This is a genomic window from Hyphococcus luteus, from assembly GCF_002943565.1.
GTDB lineage: Bacteria > Pseudomonadota > Alphaproteobacteria > Caulobacterales > Parvularculaceae > Hyphococcus > Hyphococcus luteus.
Genome location: NZ_PJCH01000006.1, coordinates 47480 through 65339, shown reverse-complemented (window position 1 = coordinate 65339; position 17860 = coordinate 47480). Strand labels below are relative to the sequence as shown.

General features: G+C 57.4%; 14 protein-coding genes. 5 read left to right on the top strand and 9 right to left on the bottom strand.

Going from position 1 to position 17860, the window contains the following annotated elements; genetic code table 11:
- Positions 1 to 105 precede the first annotated feature (105 nt).
- The 4 genes from CW354_RS11045 to CW354_RS11030 are packed head-to-tail and all read left to right on the top strand — an operon-like array spanning position 106 to position 4476.
- Positions 106 to 1293, top strand: a complete 1188-nt coding sequence (locus CW354_RS11045; RefSeq protein ID WP_108723958.1) for a WD40/YVTN/BNR-like repeat-containing protein — start codon at positions 106 to 108, stop codon at positions 1291 to 1293.
- 23 nt (positions 1294 to 1316) lie between these two features.
- Entirely contained in the window at positions 1317 to 2834 is a 1518-nt protein-coding gene (locus CW354_RS11040) for an ethanolamine ammonia-lyase reactivating factor EutA (RefSeq protein WP_104830147.1), read from the top strand.
- Positions 2827 to 4047: a cupin domain-containing protein gene (locus CW354_RS11035; RefSeq protein ID WP_104830146.1), complete on the top strand. Its 1221-nt coding sequence runs from the start codon at positions 2827 to 2829 to the stop codon at positions 4045 to 4047. Before CW354_RS11040 ends, CW354_RS11035 begins: the two co-directional genes overlap by 8 nt.
- An 18-nt stretch (positions 4048 to 4065) precedes the next feature.
- Positions 4066 to 4476, top strand: coding sequence for a DoxX family membrane protein (locus tag CW354_RS11030; RefSeq protein WP_104830145.1), 411 nt, complete (start codon positions 4066 to 4068; stop codon positions 4474 to 4476).
- A gap of 19 nt (positions 4477 to 4495) precedes the next feature.
- Here CW354_RS11030 and CW354_RS11025 read toward each other — a convergent pair whose 3' ends face one another.
- The 3 genes from CW354_RS11025 to CW354_RS11015 all read right to left on the bottom strand — a co-directional run bounded on the left by CW354_RS11025 (position 4496) and on the right by CW354_RS11015 (position 7762).
- Complete coding sequence (locus CW354_RS11025) at positions 4496 to 5656, bottom strand: alpha/beta hydrolase (protein WP_104830144.1); 1161 nt, start codon at positions 5654 to 5656, stop codon at positions 4496 to 4498.
- Positions 5657 to 5687: 31 nt separating this feature from the next.
- A complete protein-coding gene (locus CW354_RS11020; protein ID WP_165793658.1) occupies positions 5688 to 6989 on the bottom strand; it encodes a spinster family MFS transporter in 1302 nt (433 codons plus the stop codon).
- A gap of 224 nt (positions 6990 to 7213) precedes the next feature.
- On the bottom strand, positions 7214 to 7762 hold the full coding sequence (locus CW354_RS11015) for a hypothetical protein (protein WP_133162282.1): 549 nt from the start codon (positions 7760 to 7762) through the stop codon (positions 7214 to 7216).
- 806 nt (positions 7763 to 8568) lie between these two features.
- On the opposite strand from CW354_RS11015, the gene CW354_RS11005 reads away from it, so the two are divergent.
- Complete coding sequence (locus CW354_RS11005; RefSeq protein ID WP_104830140.1) at positions 8569 to 8952, top strand: nuclear transport factor 2 family protein; 384 nt, start codon at positions 8569 to 8571, stop codon at positions 8950 to 8952.
- Here CW354_RS11005 and CW354_RS11000 read toward each other — a convergent pair.
- The 6 genes from CW354_RS11000 to CW354_RS10975 all read right to left on the bottom strand — a co-directional run bounded on the left by CW354_RS11000 (position 8945) and on the right by CW354_RS10975 (position 17855).
- Complete coding sequence (locus CW354_RS11000; RefSeq protein ID WP_104830139.1) at positions 8945 to 10282, bottom strand: spinster family MFS transporter; 1338 nt, start codon at positions 10280 to 10282, stop codon at positions 8945 to 8947. The genes CW354_RS11005 and CW354_RS11000 overlap by 8 nt on opposite strands.
- Positions 10283 to 10481: 199 nt before the next feature.
- A complete protein-coding gene (locus tag CW354_RS10995; protein ID WP_104830138.1) occupies positions 10482 to 11780 on the bottom strand; it encodes a spinster family MFS transporter in 1299 nt (432 codons plus the stop codon).
- Positions 11777 to 13405 carry a thiamine pyrophosphate-requiring protein gene (locus CW354_RS10990; protein WP_104830137.1) on the bottom strand — a complete coding sequence of 543 codons (1629 nt, stop codon included), beginning with the start codon at positions 13403 to 13405 and terminating at the stop codon, positions 11777 to 11779. Before CW354_RS10990 ends, CW354_RS10995 begins: the two co-directional genes overlap by 4 nt.
- Positions 13406 to 13411: 6 nt before the next feature.
- Entirely contained in the window at positions 13412 to 14374 is a 963-nt protein-coding gene (locus CW354_RS10985; protein WP_133162281.1) for a TauD/TfdA dioxygenase family protein, read from the bottom strand.
- 75 nt (positions 14375 to 14449) lie between these two features.
- Complete coding sequence (locus CW354_RS10980) at positions 14450 to 16939, bottom strand: TonB-dependent receptor (RefSeq protein ID WP_104830135.1); 2490 nt, start codon at positions 16937 to 16939, stop codon at positions 14450 to 14452.
- Between the two features lie 148 nt (positions 16940 to 17087).
- Positions 17088 to 17855: an IclR family transcriptional regulator gene (locus CW354_RS10975; RefSeq protein ID WP_104830134.1), complete on the bottom strand. Its 768-nt coding sequence runs from the start codon at positions 17853 to 17855 to the stop codon at positions 17088 to 17090.
- Positions 17856 to 17860: the final 5 nt, after the last annotated feature.

Genomic DNA, 17860 nt, shown 5'->3' with positions numbered 1-17860 from the left:
TTTTTTTTGGATTCTGATGGATTTCCAATGAAATCCGCTGTTATCCGCCTTTCAAAATAGTATCCAATTGTGTTAGTCAAAACAGAGATAAATTGGAGGTGGACGATGATTGCCTGCCTGTCGCCGAATGGCCAGAATCAGACCGAGGGCGTCGAGCCCGTAGACAAGCTTTTCGTTGGCACGTTGCGCGGCGTTCATGCCTTGCTGCGCGATGCAAGCGGAGAGTGGCGCGCTGAGGCGCGCGGACTTGAAGACCGCCATATCAGTTCGCTGCTTTACGACGAGGGCTCTGGGCTGATGTTCGCCGGGATCCATGGACGCGGCGAGGAAGGCGGAATCTTTGTCAGTGAGGATGAAGGGCGAAGCTGGACGCCGCGTTTCTCAGGCATTGATAAGACTCACGTATATTCTCTCGCATCCGAGCAGCGCGACGGCGAGACAATTCTTTATGCAGGGGTTGAACCGCCCGCCCTTTATCGCAGCCGCGATCTCGGTGAAAGCTGGGAAGAGTTGTCGGCGCTGAACAAAGTGCCGGGCACAGAAAAGTGGACGTTTCCGCCGCCGCCGCATATCGCACATGTTAAATGCATGACATTAAACCCTGCTGAGCCGGGCTGCATCTATGCGTTGGTCGAGCAGGGCGCGCTATTGAAATCTGAAGACGACGGCAAGAGCTGGCGCGAACTCGATGCATACGCCTCTGAGGATGACAGCTTTTATCGGGATGTTCACCGTGTGGCGGTTGCGCGCTCCGATAAGAACCGAATTCACTTATCTACCGGAGACGGCCTCTATTACACGGAGGATGGCGGCAAGACATGGGAGCATCAGCAAAAGCGTACGGATCGCGTCGGCTATCCGGACCCGCTTTTCCTGGACCCGCGTGACGACGACACGGTTTATTTGGGCGGCGCCGGCGATGCGCCCGAAACCTGGCGCGTCGAAGGCGGCGCCTTTCCCGGCTTCATTGTCAGCCATGATCGCGGCCGCACATGGGCGGAACAAATGAACGGCCTGCCTGATCCGATCGAGGGCAATATAGAAGCTATGGCGATGCATTCTTCGCCAAAGGGGCTCGCCTTTTATGCGGGCACAGCGGTCGGCGAAGTATTCGGAACCGAAGATGGCGGCGAGAACTGGGCCCGGATCGCAAGCGGTTTGCCGCCGGTTTCGAAAGCGCGGCATTATCGTCATTTTCTTTCTGCGGAAGAGAAAAAAAGGATTGAAGAAGAAGCCAAAGCGGAGCGGCGGGCGGAGGGGCTTGCCGACAAGGAATACAAAACCAATGCCTGAAAAATACAGGCGGGCGGTGCGCAATGCCGCATGATGCGCCATGGGAGCATTATCACGATCTCGGAGATCCGTTAGCATCGCCCGGCGATACAATCAGTCTGACGACAGTCGGTTTCGACATCGGTTCGTCCACATCGCAGCTTGCGTTTTCAGGCATAACGCTGGTCCGTGAAGATGCGCATTACGTGGTTGCCGAGCGCAAGCTGCTGCATGAATCCAAAGTCATACTCACGCCATATTCCGCGCCCGGCGTGATCGACAGTAAAGCCCTTGGCGCGTTTATCGATGAAGAATACGCAAACGCAGAGATAGAACCGGGCGACGTAGACAGCGGCGCCGTGATTTTGACGGGCCTTGCGCTTGCCTCGCAGAATGCACGGCCAATTGCAGACGCTGTCGCCGATGATTCCGGAAAATTCGTCGCTGTTTCGGCCGGCGATCTTCTCGAGACGCGGCTCTCCGCCGCCGGAGTCGGCGCCGCGGCGGTTTCCGCCGGAATGGAGGGGGTCCTCGCGCATATCGATGTCGGCGGCGGCACGACAAAAATTTCTGTTTGGCGTAACGGCGAGCTTATCGGTCTTTGCGCCCTTGATGTCGGCGCGCGGGTCGTAAAAACGGATGAAAAAGGCGTCATTGTCCAGATCGAAGAACCGGCTCGCAAAGTGCGCGAAGACCTCGATCTCGATCTTTGGGAGGGAGAACCTCTAAAGCCGGAGATCGCCGAGCGAATCGCGGGCGCTTTGGCCCGCAATGTGCTGCGTTACGTCAATATTCTTGAAGAACCGCCGCGCGGCCAATCCCTTTTGCGCACAGATCCGCTTTATGAAGAGGGGGCTGCGCCGCATATCGACGCTGTTCTGTTTGCCGGCGGCGTTTCGGAATATATATATGGCCGTGAGACCCGCACATTCGGCGATCTCGGGCTTTTGTTAGGCCAGGCCCTGCGCCGTGAGGTCGATAAAACAGACGTGGAGCTCGTTCCGTTCGATCGGGGAATTCGCGCGACAGTGCTCGGCGTTGCGCAGCACAGCGTACAGCTTACCGGCAATACGATTTTTGTCTCAGATCCAAGTCTGCTTCCGATTCGCAATGCGCCCATTCTGAGACCGAAATTCGATCTCGGCGATGACGCTATCGACGGCGAAGGTTTCAAAAAGTCGATCGCTGATGCGCTTCCCTTGTTAGAGGGAGGCGCGGCGACAACATGTCCGGGCGTGGCCTTTGCCTGGCGGGGCCCGGCGACCTATAGCCGTCTTGGCGATGCAGCCTTAGCTGTCCACGATGCATTGTCGCCCCGGCTCAGAGAAGGTTCGCCATTTCTGGTTGTCATCGACGGCGATGTCGCCGGCGTTTTTGGAGCGCGGCTTAGCGAAATCGCCGGAAACGCGCGAGGCGTCGTGTGCTTGGATGGCGTCCACGTTCATGAATTCGATCACATCGATGCAGGCGAATTGCTTCCCGCGAGCGGAGCGCTGCCTGTTGTCATCAAGTCGTTGCTTTTCGCAAGTTCGGTAAAACAGCAGGCCCATTCTCATGACTGATATGAAACTCGAAAGTTATAAAGCGCCGAAAGGCGAAGAAAACGCCGGACTGAAACGCTGGGAGCGGCAAAAGACCGGGTATGAAATTTTCATGCAGGAAGAAGGGATACCCGTCTTCCGGGGCATTGGCGTGCGCGACACGCGAGAGCTGGAGCTCGGCGACTGGCCGCGGCGCGGCGCGCGCGGCCAATTTCTCTATCTCGACGGGCTCGAAGGCTCTAAAGGCATGTATGTGATGGAAATTCCGCCCGCCAAATCGACGGAGCCGGAAAAACATCTCTATCATGAATTTTTCATTGTCGTAGAAGGGCGGGGGACTGTCGAAATCTGGAGCGACGAAAAAACGGGATATCGCCACAATTTCGAGTGGCAGCCGGGCTCGATGTTCCGCATTCCACCCAATGTCAATTACAGATTGATCAATTCGACAAACAAGCGCGCGCTTTTTATCGCGGCGAACAATGCGCCGGGCATGTTCAACATGTTTCGGGACCGCGAGTTCATTTTCAACAACGATCATCCGTTTCCGCAATTCTTCGGCGGAAAGGGGTTTTACGATGCAAATGAACAGCTTGTCGCCACCCCCTACAACAAACGCGCGGCGATCCGGGCGAACTTCTTCCCGGACATAATCAACTGCGAGTTGCCTCTCGATAATCAGCGTGCGCCCGGATACCGGCGCATCACGCCTATGTGGCACGGTTTCGAGAACGAACAGACCGGTTTTGTCGCCCAATATCCGATCGGGCGCTATTCTATGGCGCACTACCATGAATCCGGCGCCGTACTCGTATGTCTCGACGGCGAAGGCTACACCTATAATTGGCCGCGCGAATATGGCTTCACGCCATGGAAGGACGGCAATGAAGATCAGGTGCGCATCATTGAATATGTGAATGGCGGCCTCGTCGCCGCGGCGCCCGGCGGCGGCCAATGGTTTCACCAGCATTTCGGCGTCGGCTCAAAACCCTTGCGCTTGTGCAATTTCTGGGGCGGACCAAACGCTGTGCCGAATGAATATCTTAACCGGGAAACCGGCGTAAGCGCGCTCGCAACGACGCGCGAGGGCGGGCAGTCTATCGATTATCGGGACGAGGATCCTTTTGTGCGCGAGGAATTCGAACGGCGCTTGGCTGAAGCGGGCGTCGCATCGACCATGCCGCCGGAGATTTATACCCATGGAGCGCCACAGGCGGATCCGAATGCATCCTGACCAAGGTGGGAGAACAAAATGCAATATGCGGTGTTGGCTTGCCGGTTGATCTTCGGCGCCTGGTTTGTCTTCAATGGCCTGCTTTACTGGTTCGCCGATCACATGCCCATGGGGCATCATCCGGTGCCGATCCAGCTTATGGAGGCATTGCTGGTCAGCGATCTTCTTCTCATCGTAAAAATTATTGAAGTCGCAACTGGCCTGATGCTGCTTGCAAATGTGTTCACGCCGTTGGCGCTTGTCGTCGCCTTTCCCGTAACACTGGTCATCGCCTATAACGATCTCGTTCTTGAATGGCCGTTGACCCGCCCGCTCATTGGCGGCGGGCTGACGCTCCTTATTCACGTATTTTTGTTGTTCGCATATCTTCGGTTCTATGCGCCAATGCTTGTCTTTCGAGCGCAGCCGGGCCCGCCAATCGTCAAATAGGCTTGCCTCGACAGAGGCCCTATTTGACGTGATCGTCGAGCCAGTCGGCGATGACCCCAGCGACGGCGTCGCTGTTCTTTTCGCTCATCATCACATGGCTGTTGCCGTGAACGCCGACGGAGCCGAGGGGAATGTGAACCGCGTTCACGCCTGCGTCCTGCAGGAATTCGGCGGTGCAATGATCATATTGCGCATGATAGGAGGCCTCGCCCGTCACGATGAGAACGGGAACGTCCTTGAGATTGGGAAGCGTGCGCTGTTCTCCCGCCATCGGCCAGCAGCCGATAAGGTCTTCGTCTGCCGGCGCCAGTCTTTCAACCGGCGCAATCTCGGCCGGATCGTCGACGGGCGGATCGAAGGTGAGCGGCGCGTAGGTGGGGCCGTAAGGCCGGGCGATGTCTTCCAGATCGGAACCGGGCAGCGCGTTTACAAAGGGCGGTCCGTTGGGCTCGACCGCCACCACGGCCTTGACAAGTTCGGGGCGCGCATCGGCGATAAGCCAGCCAAAAGTGCCTGACCTGGAATGCGTGACAATGATCGCGGGCCCGATCTTCTCGAGCAGTTTTGCTGTTTCCTTTTGAACCAGCTTGTCCGTGCGCGCGACCACTTCCAGGGGCGGCGGCACGTTGCCTGGTCGCAGGGCCTCGACGGTCGGCACGCCGCGGGAAACAAAAGCTTCGAAAATAGGGTCTCCCCGTTTTCCCGTTCCCGGAAACTGCGTGTGTTTCGAGGCTTGCGGCCAGAGGGGCGTTTCTTCTGTGTTCGTGAACATTCTCTCGGCGGCTTCAGGATTATGCGGCGTGATAATCAACTCCGGGTCGACAAGGCTGTTATAGCCGGAGCGGCCGATCATCGGCGCGTCGGTAATGTAAACGGCGTAGCCTTTTCGCAGGAAATATTCGCGCCAGCCCTCGCGCCCGTCCGGCGTCATGCCCCAATAGGCGCCGGTGCTACCGCCGCCATGATAAAAGACGACAGGATAGGGATGTTTTTTCTTCGCCGGAATCTGGAATTCAACATACATCCGATCCGCGATGACCTTGCCGACCTCCGTGTCGTATTCTTGTCCGCTAGTATAGAAATAGCCCTGTTTTTCGATAACGAGCGGCCCTTCGCCAGCCGAGGCGGAGGAGGCGGTTAAGGCAAGTATGAGGGAAATCAGGAAATTCGTACGAGGCATAAAATTTCTCCCGTGCAGTTTTCAACAGGACTCATCTTGAGGCCGCAGCTTCCGGTTTCACGCTTTTATTGATTGTGAGACAGACGATTGACGCGCCCAGAGAGAACAGGGCGGCGACGGTGATCGAGTAACGAATGGCGGCGGCGCCCATTGACGGCGCCAGCATGTCGTTAAGCACGCCGACGATTAGTGGTCCTGTCGTAAGGCCCAATAAATGGACAACGAGAAGCAAGAGCGCTGTGGCGACGGCGCGCGTTCGCGCGTCGGAAGTCATCAGGCACAGCGCGAACATCGGGCCGACCTGCGCCGAACCGAAAAATGTTTCCAGCGCCATGCCGACCTTCCATCCGACGCCCGAGACGGCGTAAAGCATTCCAAGATCCGACATGAGAAGCAGAATCATGAAGAGCGCCGGCGTCCAGACAAGCCACCGCTCGTCTCGTTGGGCGAGTTTCGTCGTGAGAAAGCCCCCGGAAATGGCTCCGAGGATGCCGGCGGGCCCTCTGATGAACCCGATATAGGCGCCGATGTCCTGTGGATTGAGCTCATGAATGCGCGCCAGGAAGGTGGGGATCCATGTTTGCACGCCCGCCAGCGATACGCCGACAAGCATGGAGGAAAGCACAACGAGCACATAACTGCGCGTGCTCAGGAGACGTTTCATCGTGGAAATGAAGTCTGCTGGCGCCGTTTCCGGCGGTTTTTCTTTATCGGTGGCGCCGCGTTCAGGCTCTTTGACAGTGAAGAAAAAGATCAGGGCCAAGAGGATGCCGGGCGCGCCGGCTGCAATGAACGCCATGCGCCAACCATGATGATGCGCGATCCAGCCAATGATCGGGAAACTGAATAGTATGCCGAGCGCATTTGCCGTTTGTAAAACAGACAACGCCAGTGTGCGGCGCGTTTTGTCGAAAAGATCGCTTACCATGGAGTTTGACGGAGCGATGCCCGCCGCCTCGCCGGCGCCGAGCAGAAAACGCGACAACGCCATCTGGATGGCGTTTTGGACAAGGCCTGTGCAGATTGTGGCGATGCTCCAGATCGTGAAGCCGATCGCGATAATATTGCGGCGGCTCCAGCGATCCGCCAGCCAGGCGACGGGAAGACCGGCGAAGGTGTAAAACAGCGCAAAAACAAGGCCCGACATCAAGCCGAGCATTGTGTCGGACATGTTCATGTCCGCTTGAATAAGAGGCATCAGCAGACCGAATATGTTCCGGTCAGCCGTATTGAAGCCGTAGATGATGGTGAGAAAGGCGAGAGTGTATGCCGACCGCAGGGTCCACGCGCCGCTTTCGGGCCGGTTCTTCGCCTCGCTTTGCGCTGTCGCCACGTCGATCTTTCTTCGCCGGTAAGGCGCCCGCCCTGTCCGGGCCCGTGCGCCGCCATCAACGCCCGGCGCCGCCGGGCAGCCAAACTTCAAGCTCAGAGAAGAATGAGTGCGCTCCGTCCCCGACGCTTTTTGCGTTCTTGATGGGCGGATGCGCTGCTTTCCTCCGCCGTTAAAATAGAATACTATTTTGAATACAATTTCAAGAGAAAATCAGGCTGCGGTGCTTATTGCAGGCGTAAGAGTTTAAGGCTGCTCCAGGGTATAAGCCATTCATTGACCATGCCGGCGATCCAGATCGCGTTTATCCCGGCGAGAACAAGCGCCGGCGCCCCCAATACGATCAGAGCTGCGCGTTTTCCGCCAGCATTCTTGCCTGCAGCGGTTGTTGCGTTGAGCTGATGTGCGGGCGTTGCGCGAAAACTCATCATCGGGCTGTAGTAATTCCAGAATGCGAGCATGAGGAAGGCGTGAATAAATAGCACGCAAGCGCCGCCGAAAATCACGTCAAGCAATTCGGTCGCTAGATATTTCCAGGTTACGGCGCCGGTGAAATATTGCACAAAGGCGTCGAGAATGAAGGCGTCTAGCAGAAAAGTCATGATCGCCACCGGCGCCGCGACAGCAAGCGCCAGCGGCACGAACCGGTTAGCGAGCAACGCCGCGCCTGCCATGATTTCAACAACTTTCGTCATCTGGAACATCCAGCCGGTATTGATCATCTCCGCTACGACCTGATGCTTGATCGGCATCGCAGGTCCATTGATTGACGGCATGGGCAGGAATCCGAAAAACCAGTTCAGTCCGCTTAGCAGATATGTCAATCCGAGAAATATCCGCCCAAGGAGTATTATAGAGTCCAGAATTTTGTCGGAAGTTACGCGCATTTTCCGCCCCTCGAGATTTGTGCGCCGGACGGCTTGGCAGAACCGGCGGCTTTATTATAGGATACTAAAATGTATAACAATCTTGCTGCTTTGCGCAACGGGGAAAAGATTCGCGATCTTGAGACTGGATGCATCGCGAAAGAGATTACGAAATGGGATGTTACGTCATTATCGGCGTCGGGCAGGCAGGCGCACAGGGCGCAGCCTCCCTGAGGCAGGCTGGATATGACGGCGAGATTGTCATGCTCGGCGCAGAGCCGGTTCGCCCTTACCAGCCCCGCCGCTTTCAAAGGCCTTCCTCAAAGGCGAATTGATGGAAGACAGGCTTTATCTGCGGCCTCCCGACTTCTTCGAAAAACATGGCGTCCAGTTACGCTTGGGGAAACAGCGACGCGAATCGATCGCAGCGCCAAAGTCGTTCATACGGATAGGGGCGCTACAATCGCCTATGACAGGCTGCTGATTGAAACGGGCGCACCGCCAAAGCGCCTGCAGGCGCCGGAGGTGCAAAGTGCTGGAAGTTCTATCTGCGCACTTTAACGGATTCCGTCGCGCTCCGGGCCATCCTGAGCGTGACAGGCCGCATCATTATTGTCGATGGCGGCGAAAGGCGCGCCGATCCCGACCGATCCTTTTTTCGATATTACGCAGTGCTGTAATCTGTGTCATTTTAGTGCGGAAGCGAGGATGGTTTTATGAGACGGGAAGATTTCGAAGACTACATCAAAGCTTTCAACAACGCCGACTTTGAGGGTTTTGCAAAATATTACGCTGATAATGTCGAATTCGTTTTGGGCGGCCGAATGCGGCTATCGGGCCGCCAGGCTGTTGTGGATTTTTACAGGGAAGTCAAAGCTCATATCGATGAGCATCTGGAAATCATAGATCTGCTTGTTGCGCCGGACGGGTTCGCCATGCACAGCCGCACCACCTTTAAAACAGTTAAAGACTGGCCGGGTTTCGAATTGTGGTCAACTAAAGCGGGGGATGTCCGCAAAATCGAAAGCATCATTCTTTATCGTTTAGAAGACGGGTTTTTCAAAAGCATCAAGTCAGCCCGTTTCGCCCAGCTCAGTTGACGCCTTGCGAAGCGCTATCGTCCTTCTCGGGGCTATAAAAATCCTCACGGAGCGTTCGTGAAGCCAGGTAATAAAAAAGACTTGCGACGAAAAACACACACACCGCCACCATCAATGCACGCTTGATGCCGAGACTTGTCGCCACATGACAAGCCGAGACGAGCGCATGATCGCTCAAATCCCTCGCGACGCCGCCGGGACAGTCAACCGCAAAGTCGCCGTTATAGGCAATGGCGGACATGACGTCGCTGACAAACCCGATGAAGGTCGGCCCAAGGCCGGAGCCGACAAGCGTATAGAGCATGGCGAATATGGCGATGCCGGTCGCTCGCATGCGCGGATTGAGAAGATTTTGTATCATCCCCGAAGTCGGCGCGTAGAAAATCATGAGAAAGGAACCGGCAAGGATTAAAAGCCCGGTCGCCGCCGTTATGTTTTGGGTGTTAAAAGCGACAAAATATATTAGCGGCGCCATAGAGAGCCCGATCGCGCCGCCCCATGCCGGCCATCTTGCGTCGCGCCGCGCCAGCCAGTCCGTGCCGAATGATCCAACGAGCAAGCCAATCGTGAGAAAGGTTGCTGAGATCATGCCGTAGTAGGCCGCAGTTTCGCGCACATCCATATCGTGCACGCGCGCCAGAAAAACCGCCAGAAATTGAGAGATCGAAGTATTGCCGAAACCCGCCATGGCGCCGCCGGCGATGATGAACATGAGGGCCGGTTTTGCCCGGAGCGCTTTCAGAAAGGCAGGAAAGTCCGGCGCCGGCGTTTTCTTTGTGCTCCCGCTGTCCATGAGACCCCGAGCCGGTTCTTTCAGCAATAAGACAACGAGCAGCGCGGTCACGAGTCCAGGAACGCCCAGCACGAAAAAAGCGTGCCGCCAGCTCGCGATCTCGGCGACATGGCCACCGATAAGAGCGCCGGTCAGAATTCCGGCCGGCGTGCCGAGCATGATCAGCCCCATGGTCGAGGCGCGACGGCTGCGGGGAAACCGATCGCCCACGAGCGAGTTTGCGGCGGGCAAAAAACCGGCCTCGCCGATGCCGACGCCAATGCGGCCCACGGCCAGTTGGATAAAGCCCTGCGCGAAACCACACCATAAGGTCGCCACGGACCAGAACGCCGTACAGGCTGAAATGATTTTCAGTCTTGAGGCGTGTTCGGCAAAGCGAGCGAGAGGCAGGCCGAGAAGCGCGTATAAAAAGGCGAATGCAAGACCTTGCAGCAATCCAAGTTGAAAATCAGAAAGCCGAAGCTCGACCTTTATGGTTTGCGCCAGGACTGCAAAGACGGCGCGGTCAGCAAAGTCGAACAGGCAGACGACAAACATCAATACGACAAAGCGCAGCTGGTATGATGCTTTTTGCTCTCCAGCGGATGCAGATTCCTGTGTCAGGGCGGCCTCCTGAGTGTTGAGTAATCAGCAGCTGATGGAATAGCGGATGAAAGCTGAATCCGAACTTAGCCAAGCATGCCGGTTTCGTCTCAGGAACCGAATTCGCCATTTTTGCGGGCGCATTCATCGCCGCTCACTCATCTGTTGCGCGAGCCATATCGCCTTCATAGCTTGCCGCGGCCAGCCAGAAGCACAAGCCGGAAAGGACGGGCGTGACCGCAATGATCAATAGAGAATAGCGAACGGCGAGCTTGCCGAGTTGGGGCTCAAGCATGTCGTTCAGCACGCCGACGATAAGCGGTCCCGCCGCCTGGCCCAGGAGGCTTGCGCAAAAGACGAGCACGGCGATCGCGAGCGCTCTCATGCGAATGCGGGCGACATTCATGGCCGCCGCAAAAATCGGGCCCTGGTGTATGAGCGTGAAAAAACTCGTCGCGGCGAATCCAAGGAGCCATAAGGCTTTCGGGTCGCCGAGCAGGAACAGCGCTTCCGCTGGTCCGGCCAGAATACAGGCGATGGCCGGTATTTTTATGCGCCAGCTGACATAACGGGGATTGAGCCGGTCGATCATGACGCCGCCGAGAAGGACGCCCAATGCGCCGAGGATCCCCCTGACAGGCCCGATGGAGGCGGCGACTTCCGCCATGCTCATATCATGCACGCGCGACAGAAATGTCGGGGTCCATGCGCCGGCCGCGAAGACATTCGCCCCCATGAATGTCGCGCCGGCGAGAATGAAAACATAGCTGCGGGTCTTGAAGAGATATCGCAGGCTGGCGGCGATATTTTCAGGGAGCTTTCTGGTTGGAGCGGTCTCGGTCGCGCCGCGTTCAGGCTCCTTGACGGTCAGAAAAAACACCAACGCGAATAAAACGCCGGGCACTCCGGCGCAGATAAACATGGCGCGCCAGCCATGATGCTCAGCGATCCATCCCGCGAGCGGAAACAAAACGACGAAAGCGATTGAGCTTGCAAGGCCGAAGATCGCGAGCGCCAGGGGACGCCTTTCCGCGCGGAATGTGTCGGAGAGGATGGAGTTTGAAGGCGCCAGACCGGTCGCTTCCCCGGCGCCCATTAAAAATCGCGTAAGCGCCAGTTGCCAGATATTCGCCACGAACCCCGTCAGCACCGTCATGGCGCTCCAGAACGCAAATCCGATGGCGATGATGTTTCTGCGATTCCAGCGGTCCGCCGCCCAGGCGATGGGGACGCCGAGAATGGAATAGAAGAGAACAAAGGCGAGACCGGAAACAAGCCCGAGCTGCGCATCGGTCACGTGCATTTCCGCCTTGATCAGAGGCAGCGCCAGACCCAGGATCGATCGGTCGAGATAGTTGAACACCGAAATCAGACACAGGAAAACGAGCGTATAAACGGCGTTCGGCGACCAGTCTCCGGCGCCCTGGCGCTTTGCATTTGCCGTTTCGCTCATAGCCTTGAGGCTCTCGTTTCTTTGCAGGTGATGAATTCAAGAAGCGCCGGTTGCCCGTTTTCAATGGCGGCGATCGCGCGTGCGATGGCCGGTTTTATCTCCTCCGGCTCGCTCACCCGTTCCCCATAACCGCCAAGGGCGCGGGCGAAAGCGGCGTAATCGCCTGATATATCCGTTGAACGGAATCTTTCAGTTGCAACCGGCATCTGATCCAGTTCGATCGCCATGGCGCTGTTGTTGAGCAAGATGGAAAGGATCGGCAGCTTTTCGCGTACGGCGGTCTCAAAATCCATGCCTGTAAATCCGATGGCGGCGTCGCCCCAGACATTGACGCACAATTTGTCGGGACAGGCGATCTTTGCGCCCATGGCAAGGCCCAGGCCATAGCCAAGTTGGGTGGACTTGCCCCAACCGATATAGGTCATCGGCTTTGTCGTTTTCCAGAAAGGAGAAAGCTGGTCGCGCGGACTGCCCGCATCATGCGTAATGATCGTCTCGCCGACATCGACGGCGCTCTGCAGATCCCACAGCACGCGGTAAGGCGACAACGGCGTCTCGTCTGAGGTAAGAAGTGGAAGCCAGTCACGCATCCATTCTTTCTCGACCGCCGCGATTTTTTCAGCCGTACGCGATATCTCGCGCTTGCCTTCAATCAGTCCGGCGCAGGCGTCGCGCAGCATGGCGAGTGTCAACTTGGCGTCCCCGGTCAGCGCCAACTCGCAAATGACGGATTTGTTCAAGTCGGCTGCGTCGAGGGTTGCGTGAATGACGCGTTTGCCTTCCGGCATTCTCACGCCGAACGCCGTTTCGGAAAAGCTGCATCCGATCCCTAAAATCACGTCTGCATCATCCAGAAATCGGCGCAATTGCCCCGGCGTCGCCGCGCCGCCCGCCCCAAGCGCAAGGGGGTGGCGCTCGTTAAATGCGCTTTTGCCTTCAAGGCTGGTGCTCACGGGCGCAGCCAGGAGTTCGGCGAGCGCCTGTAATTCGTCATACGCTTCCGCCCAGTGAACGCCTTGTCCGGCATAGATGACGGGGCGTTCGGCGCCGACGAGGGTTCGCGCAGCTTCACGCACGGCGTCGGGATCGGGCCCGGAGCGTGTCCTTGGAACAGGACGGTATCCGACGGGCTCGGCGGTTTGCGCATTGAGCAAGTCCGAAGGCATCTCAACGAGGACGGGCCGCAGCCGGCCATTGCGCAACTGTGTAAAAGCGCGCCGCATGACGTTCTCAATTTCTGCGGCGTCCGTGATGGGCTCTGCGTGTTTCGTCACATCGCGCATGGAAAGAGAGGCGTTGTAATTGTCCGGCACATAGGCGAGGCGGCGCGCATAGCCTTGCGGCAGGACCAGCACCGGTACTGATTCAGAATAGGCTTGCGCAACGCCCCCATAGGCGTTTTCCGTTCCGGGGCCGTGCTGCATGGCGAAAACTCCCATGCGTTTGCCGCGCGTCAGTCGCGAGAGCGCATCCGCCATGTGGAGGCCGGTGCGTTCCTGGCGGACGATGACAGGTCTGATCCCTGCGCTGGCCGCTTCTTCAAGGACCGCATTGCGCGGATAGCCGAAGATAACGTCCACGCCCTCGCGCTTGAGGATTTGCGCAATTGCGGCGCTCATTTTCATCGTGAATTACTTTGCCGGCGGAAAATCGGAAGGACCGAGAGGACGCTCACCCTTTAATGTCGTGCGAATGAGATGGCGCCGCTCATATTTGAAGTCATGGACGCCGCGATGCAATAGGAAACGGTTGTCCCAGACAATCAGCGTGTCTTTCTTCCACCGGACACGGCAATGATAATGAAGCCGTTGCGCGAGGCTTTGCAGGTAGTTGAGCAAAGCCCGGCTTTCTTCCTCGCTCCAGCCGACAAACCGCTGGAAATAGGCCGTATTGGCGAAGAGGGCTTTTCGACCCGTGCGCGGGTGAACGCGCACGGCGGGATGAATATTTTCAAGTTCGTCTTCCTGAAAGTCATGCGACTCGCGCAGGCGAAGCCGCTTTTCCGGCGGAAGCTTTTCGTTATTGGCCCATATATGCTTTCCCGAATAGACGATCTGCAGCCCGTCAACCAGTTCCTTCATGCCGTCGGAAAGGTTTTCATAGACCAGATAGGCGTTCGAGAACGCTGTATCGCCGCCGAATTTCGGAACGGCGAGGGCGCGCATGACGATGCCGAGCGGCGGGCGCAGCAGAAACGGGCTGTCGGTGTGAAAATTCTCGAATGACGGAACGACGTTTTCCGGCTCGTCGGCTTCTCTGCGAACCTCTTGCATGTCGCGATGGCCGTCATAAGTCGGCGCCTGCGGTATTTCGGTGATTTCGCCGAAATGAAGGGAGAAGGCCTTATGCTGTTCGGGCGTCAGGTCCTGATCCCGGAAGACGATGACAAGGAAATGCTCGAAGGCCAGCAAAATCTCCTCGAGCGTTTCGGGCGGGAGCGGATTGCGAAGATCGACTCCCGAAATCTCTGCGCCGCAAGCGCCGCTGATCGGTTCGACGCCGATATGCTTGAACTCAGGGATAGGCAGTCCTGCAACAATGGTTCGGTCGTCGGTGCTCATTGATGTCCCATAGGTGCTTGCGGTGACGGACAATTCTTTCTCCTTGGTTTTTCGGAGTCGCGCCGGAGACGAGCGGGAAGGGCGCCCGCCTCCGGCGTTCAGGCGCGTCTAGAAATTACGGCGCAGTGTCACGGCGAATGTGCGCGGCATGCCGGGACGCCCCTGAATTGAGTTGGTCGAGCCCCGGTTGTCGAAAATATCCGTGTAGTAGAGCTCGTCGGTCAGGTTTTTGGCTTCGAGCGAGATGCGCCAGGCTTCGCTCGGATCCGTATAGGTCAGGCGCGCATTCACGAGCGTGCGCGAGCCAATGTGGCCGAAAATATCCTCTGCGCCTGTGGCCGCATCCACATTGTTGGCGTTGCGGTGATAGTCATCTTCGAAGTTGACATCGACGCGCGGCGTGAGGGTGCCGAACCCGGCGACGAAAAACTCGTACTGTGCGCCGATGCTCCACTGAATGTCCTGGATATACTGACCGTTGTCTTCCAGTCCGATGCCGGAATTCGCGGCGGCGTCGGAAATGGAATCATATTCAAAGTCGAGATGGGCGAGCGATGCGTCGATCATCAGCCCGTCCACGGGGCGCAGGGCGAGTTCGGCTTCAAAGCCTTTCACCGTCGCCTCGCCCGCATTCAAGGGCAGGGCGCAAGGCGACGGCGGCGCGCCGGGGAGCGGACAGAAAGCGGTGGTGACGAGAATATCGTCATATTTGTTGACGAAGCCGGCCGCATTCAGGGTGACGCGATTGTCCATGAAACTCGACTTGAAGCCGATTTCATAGGCGTTCAGCGTTTCCGGATCATGCGGCAGGGCCTGCGCCGGGAAGAATGGACGCGGATTAATGCCGCCGCCCTTAAATCCTGTCGAGAACTGGGCGTAAGTCATCAGCCCGTCAATCCAGCGATACTGAACGACAGCGCGGTAATCCACACGGTCGCCTTTGAATTCGCCGACAAGATCATTGATCCCCGCCAATTGCCAGGGCACTGCGCCGTCTGCGCCCGGCGTCATCAGGATCGGGTTCGCCGAGCCGTTTAAGGCGGCGTCGGAGCCGAGAATCCCGAAACGGCCATATTCGAAAGTCTTTTCCTGATCTGTATAACGGATGCCGCCGATAATGTTCAGCCTGTCCGTGACCGCGAGATCGGCGTTTGCGAAGACCGCCTTTGTTTTCGCCGGAATGACGTTCACTTCGGTAAAGTTGAACGGCACCAGGGTGACGCGCGAGGCGTTGCGGCTTTCCTTGTCGAAATAAAAGCCGCCGACCGTCAAATTCAAGACATCGTTGAAATTGGCGTTGAACCGGATCTCCTGGCTGAACTGCTCGTTGAAGACGCGGTTCGACACGGCCGTCGGCGTGAAGGGCGAGCCGTCGCCGGAAGAATAGGTGCCGTCATATTCGCGATAACCCGTGATCGAAATGACGTTCAGCCAGTCCGTGAGATCCACCTGGATGTTGGCTGAAATGCCCCAGCTGTCATTCGAGGCCTGAAGCGGCGCCTGCCATGGAGCGCTGCCGTCGCGCGGATCGACATCGGTATAGTTCTCATAGCTGATATAGGGGCTGTCGCTGAACGGATCGAGGGCGAAATTTCCGTATGGAGAATATGCGATATAGGGCGACCCCATGGCCGTGCCATACGGTTCTCCGTTCAGGAAATAGGCGGGCGCGCCGCCCGATCCCGCGACAATGGTTCCTGGATCCGACCCCTGGCCGACAAACAGCAGGGTCGAGGGGCCCACCTCGCTGTCGTCTTCGGTGATGTCGGCGACGATGTCGGCGGAAATCCGGTCCGTTGGCTCCCAGCGCACGGCGACGCGGCCAGCAAGATAGCTCTTGCCGCCTTCTGTGCCGATCTGGCAATCGTCGGCCGTGGTCAACACGCTCGGAATGTTCGAGCCCGGATGGGTGCAGGCGTAATCGTAGCGCTTGATGAACCCATCGCTGCGTGCGCCCGTGCCTGAGAAGCGCACAAACAGCTCGTCTTCGATGATTGAAAAGTCCTGTGCGGCGCGCAGTTCGAGCCGGTTATAGCTTCCATATGTCAGCTGCGCGAAACCTTGTCCTTCGCCTGCCGGTTTTTTCGAATAAAGCCGGATGGCGCCGCCGATCGAGTTCTGACCGGCAAGCGTGCCCTGCGGCCCGCGCAGGATCTCGACGCGGTCGAGGTCAATCAGTTCAATGAGCGATCCATGCAGAGTCGGGAAATAAACGTCGTCGATATAAATGCCGACGCCCGGTTCAAGGGCGAATGTCGAATCGCGCTGTCCGACGCCGCGGATATAAGCGACAACCGCCGGCCCGTAAGGGGCTGCGGCGGGCCGCAAGGTCACGTTCGGCGCAGTCTGTCCGACATCGGACAGATCCGTATACCCACGCGCGTCAATCATGTCGGCGTTAAGAGCGGTGATTGCGAGCGGCGTATCCTGAAGGTTTTGTTCGCGGAACTGGGCTGTGACGATAATGGTGTCCCGGCCAGAACTCTCCGCGGCCTCATCTTGGGCGAGCGATGCTTGACTGGCAAAGCTGAATCCGGCCGTCAGCGCCAGCAGCGATGCGGCGGATGAGACCCTCTTTTTGAATGCAATAGTGTTCACGGCGTTTCCCCTGGCTGCTGATTAACAGTTTTGAGCGTCTCTTTTGGACGGTTGAGGCCATCATATGTTGAGAAGTCAACAAATCAAGAAAGTTCGTATAGCGGGATAAACAATTCCACTATACGGAATTTCAGCCAGTGGGTTAGGCTCAGGAGGTGGTTGAAAATTCGATGAGTTTTGTCAGCTCGATGGCCGATTCGCGCACCGCAGCAGACATATTATCCAGGTCGTGCCGGGCCCGCCGAACCGCCGGCATGGTTAGGCCGATACATCCGACGATTTCTCTGTTCGGCAAAAAGACGGGCGCCGAAACGCCGGCGACATCATTATTGGAATCTGAATAGACAGCGCATTTATCACGCCGGATGTCTTCGAGCTCTTCCAGGATCACATCATTCGCAGGCAAAGGCTGGCCGCTTAGCGGACCGACGGATGCGTTAGCGAGGACAATGCGAATATCGTCATCGGAAAGGTAGGCGAGGATGCTTTTCCCGATAGAGCCCCAGGGCAGTTCCAGCTCCATACCGACTTCCATCGCGTGGCGAAGGGGATGCGATGTCAGGATTGTATCTATTATCGTTGCAGTACGGTGCGCGCGGTTATAAGCGGCCAATACGGCTGTTTCGTCATAAGCGCGCCATAAACGCTCGAGGAATGGCCGGCTCAAAGTCACCAGATCGAATCGTGAGCGTATAATCCAGGCGATGTGATAGAGGTCCGGACCGGCTCTGTAGATTTGTTGTTCGCCGCGTTCGGCCAGACCTGACTGAACGAGAGTCTGCAAGAGACGATGTACTGAACTCGAAGGAAGCGAGAGTTCCGAGGCGATGTCTTTCAGCTTCATGCCGCTTTGATGACGCGCCAGAAGTTTCAGGATCGCCATTGAACGGGAGACAGAGCCTTTGTGTTCAAACATCGTGT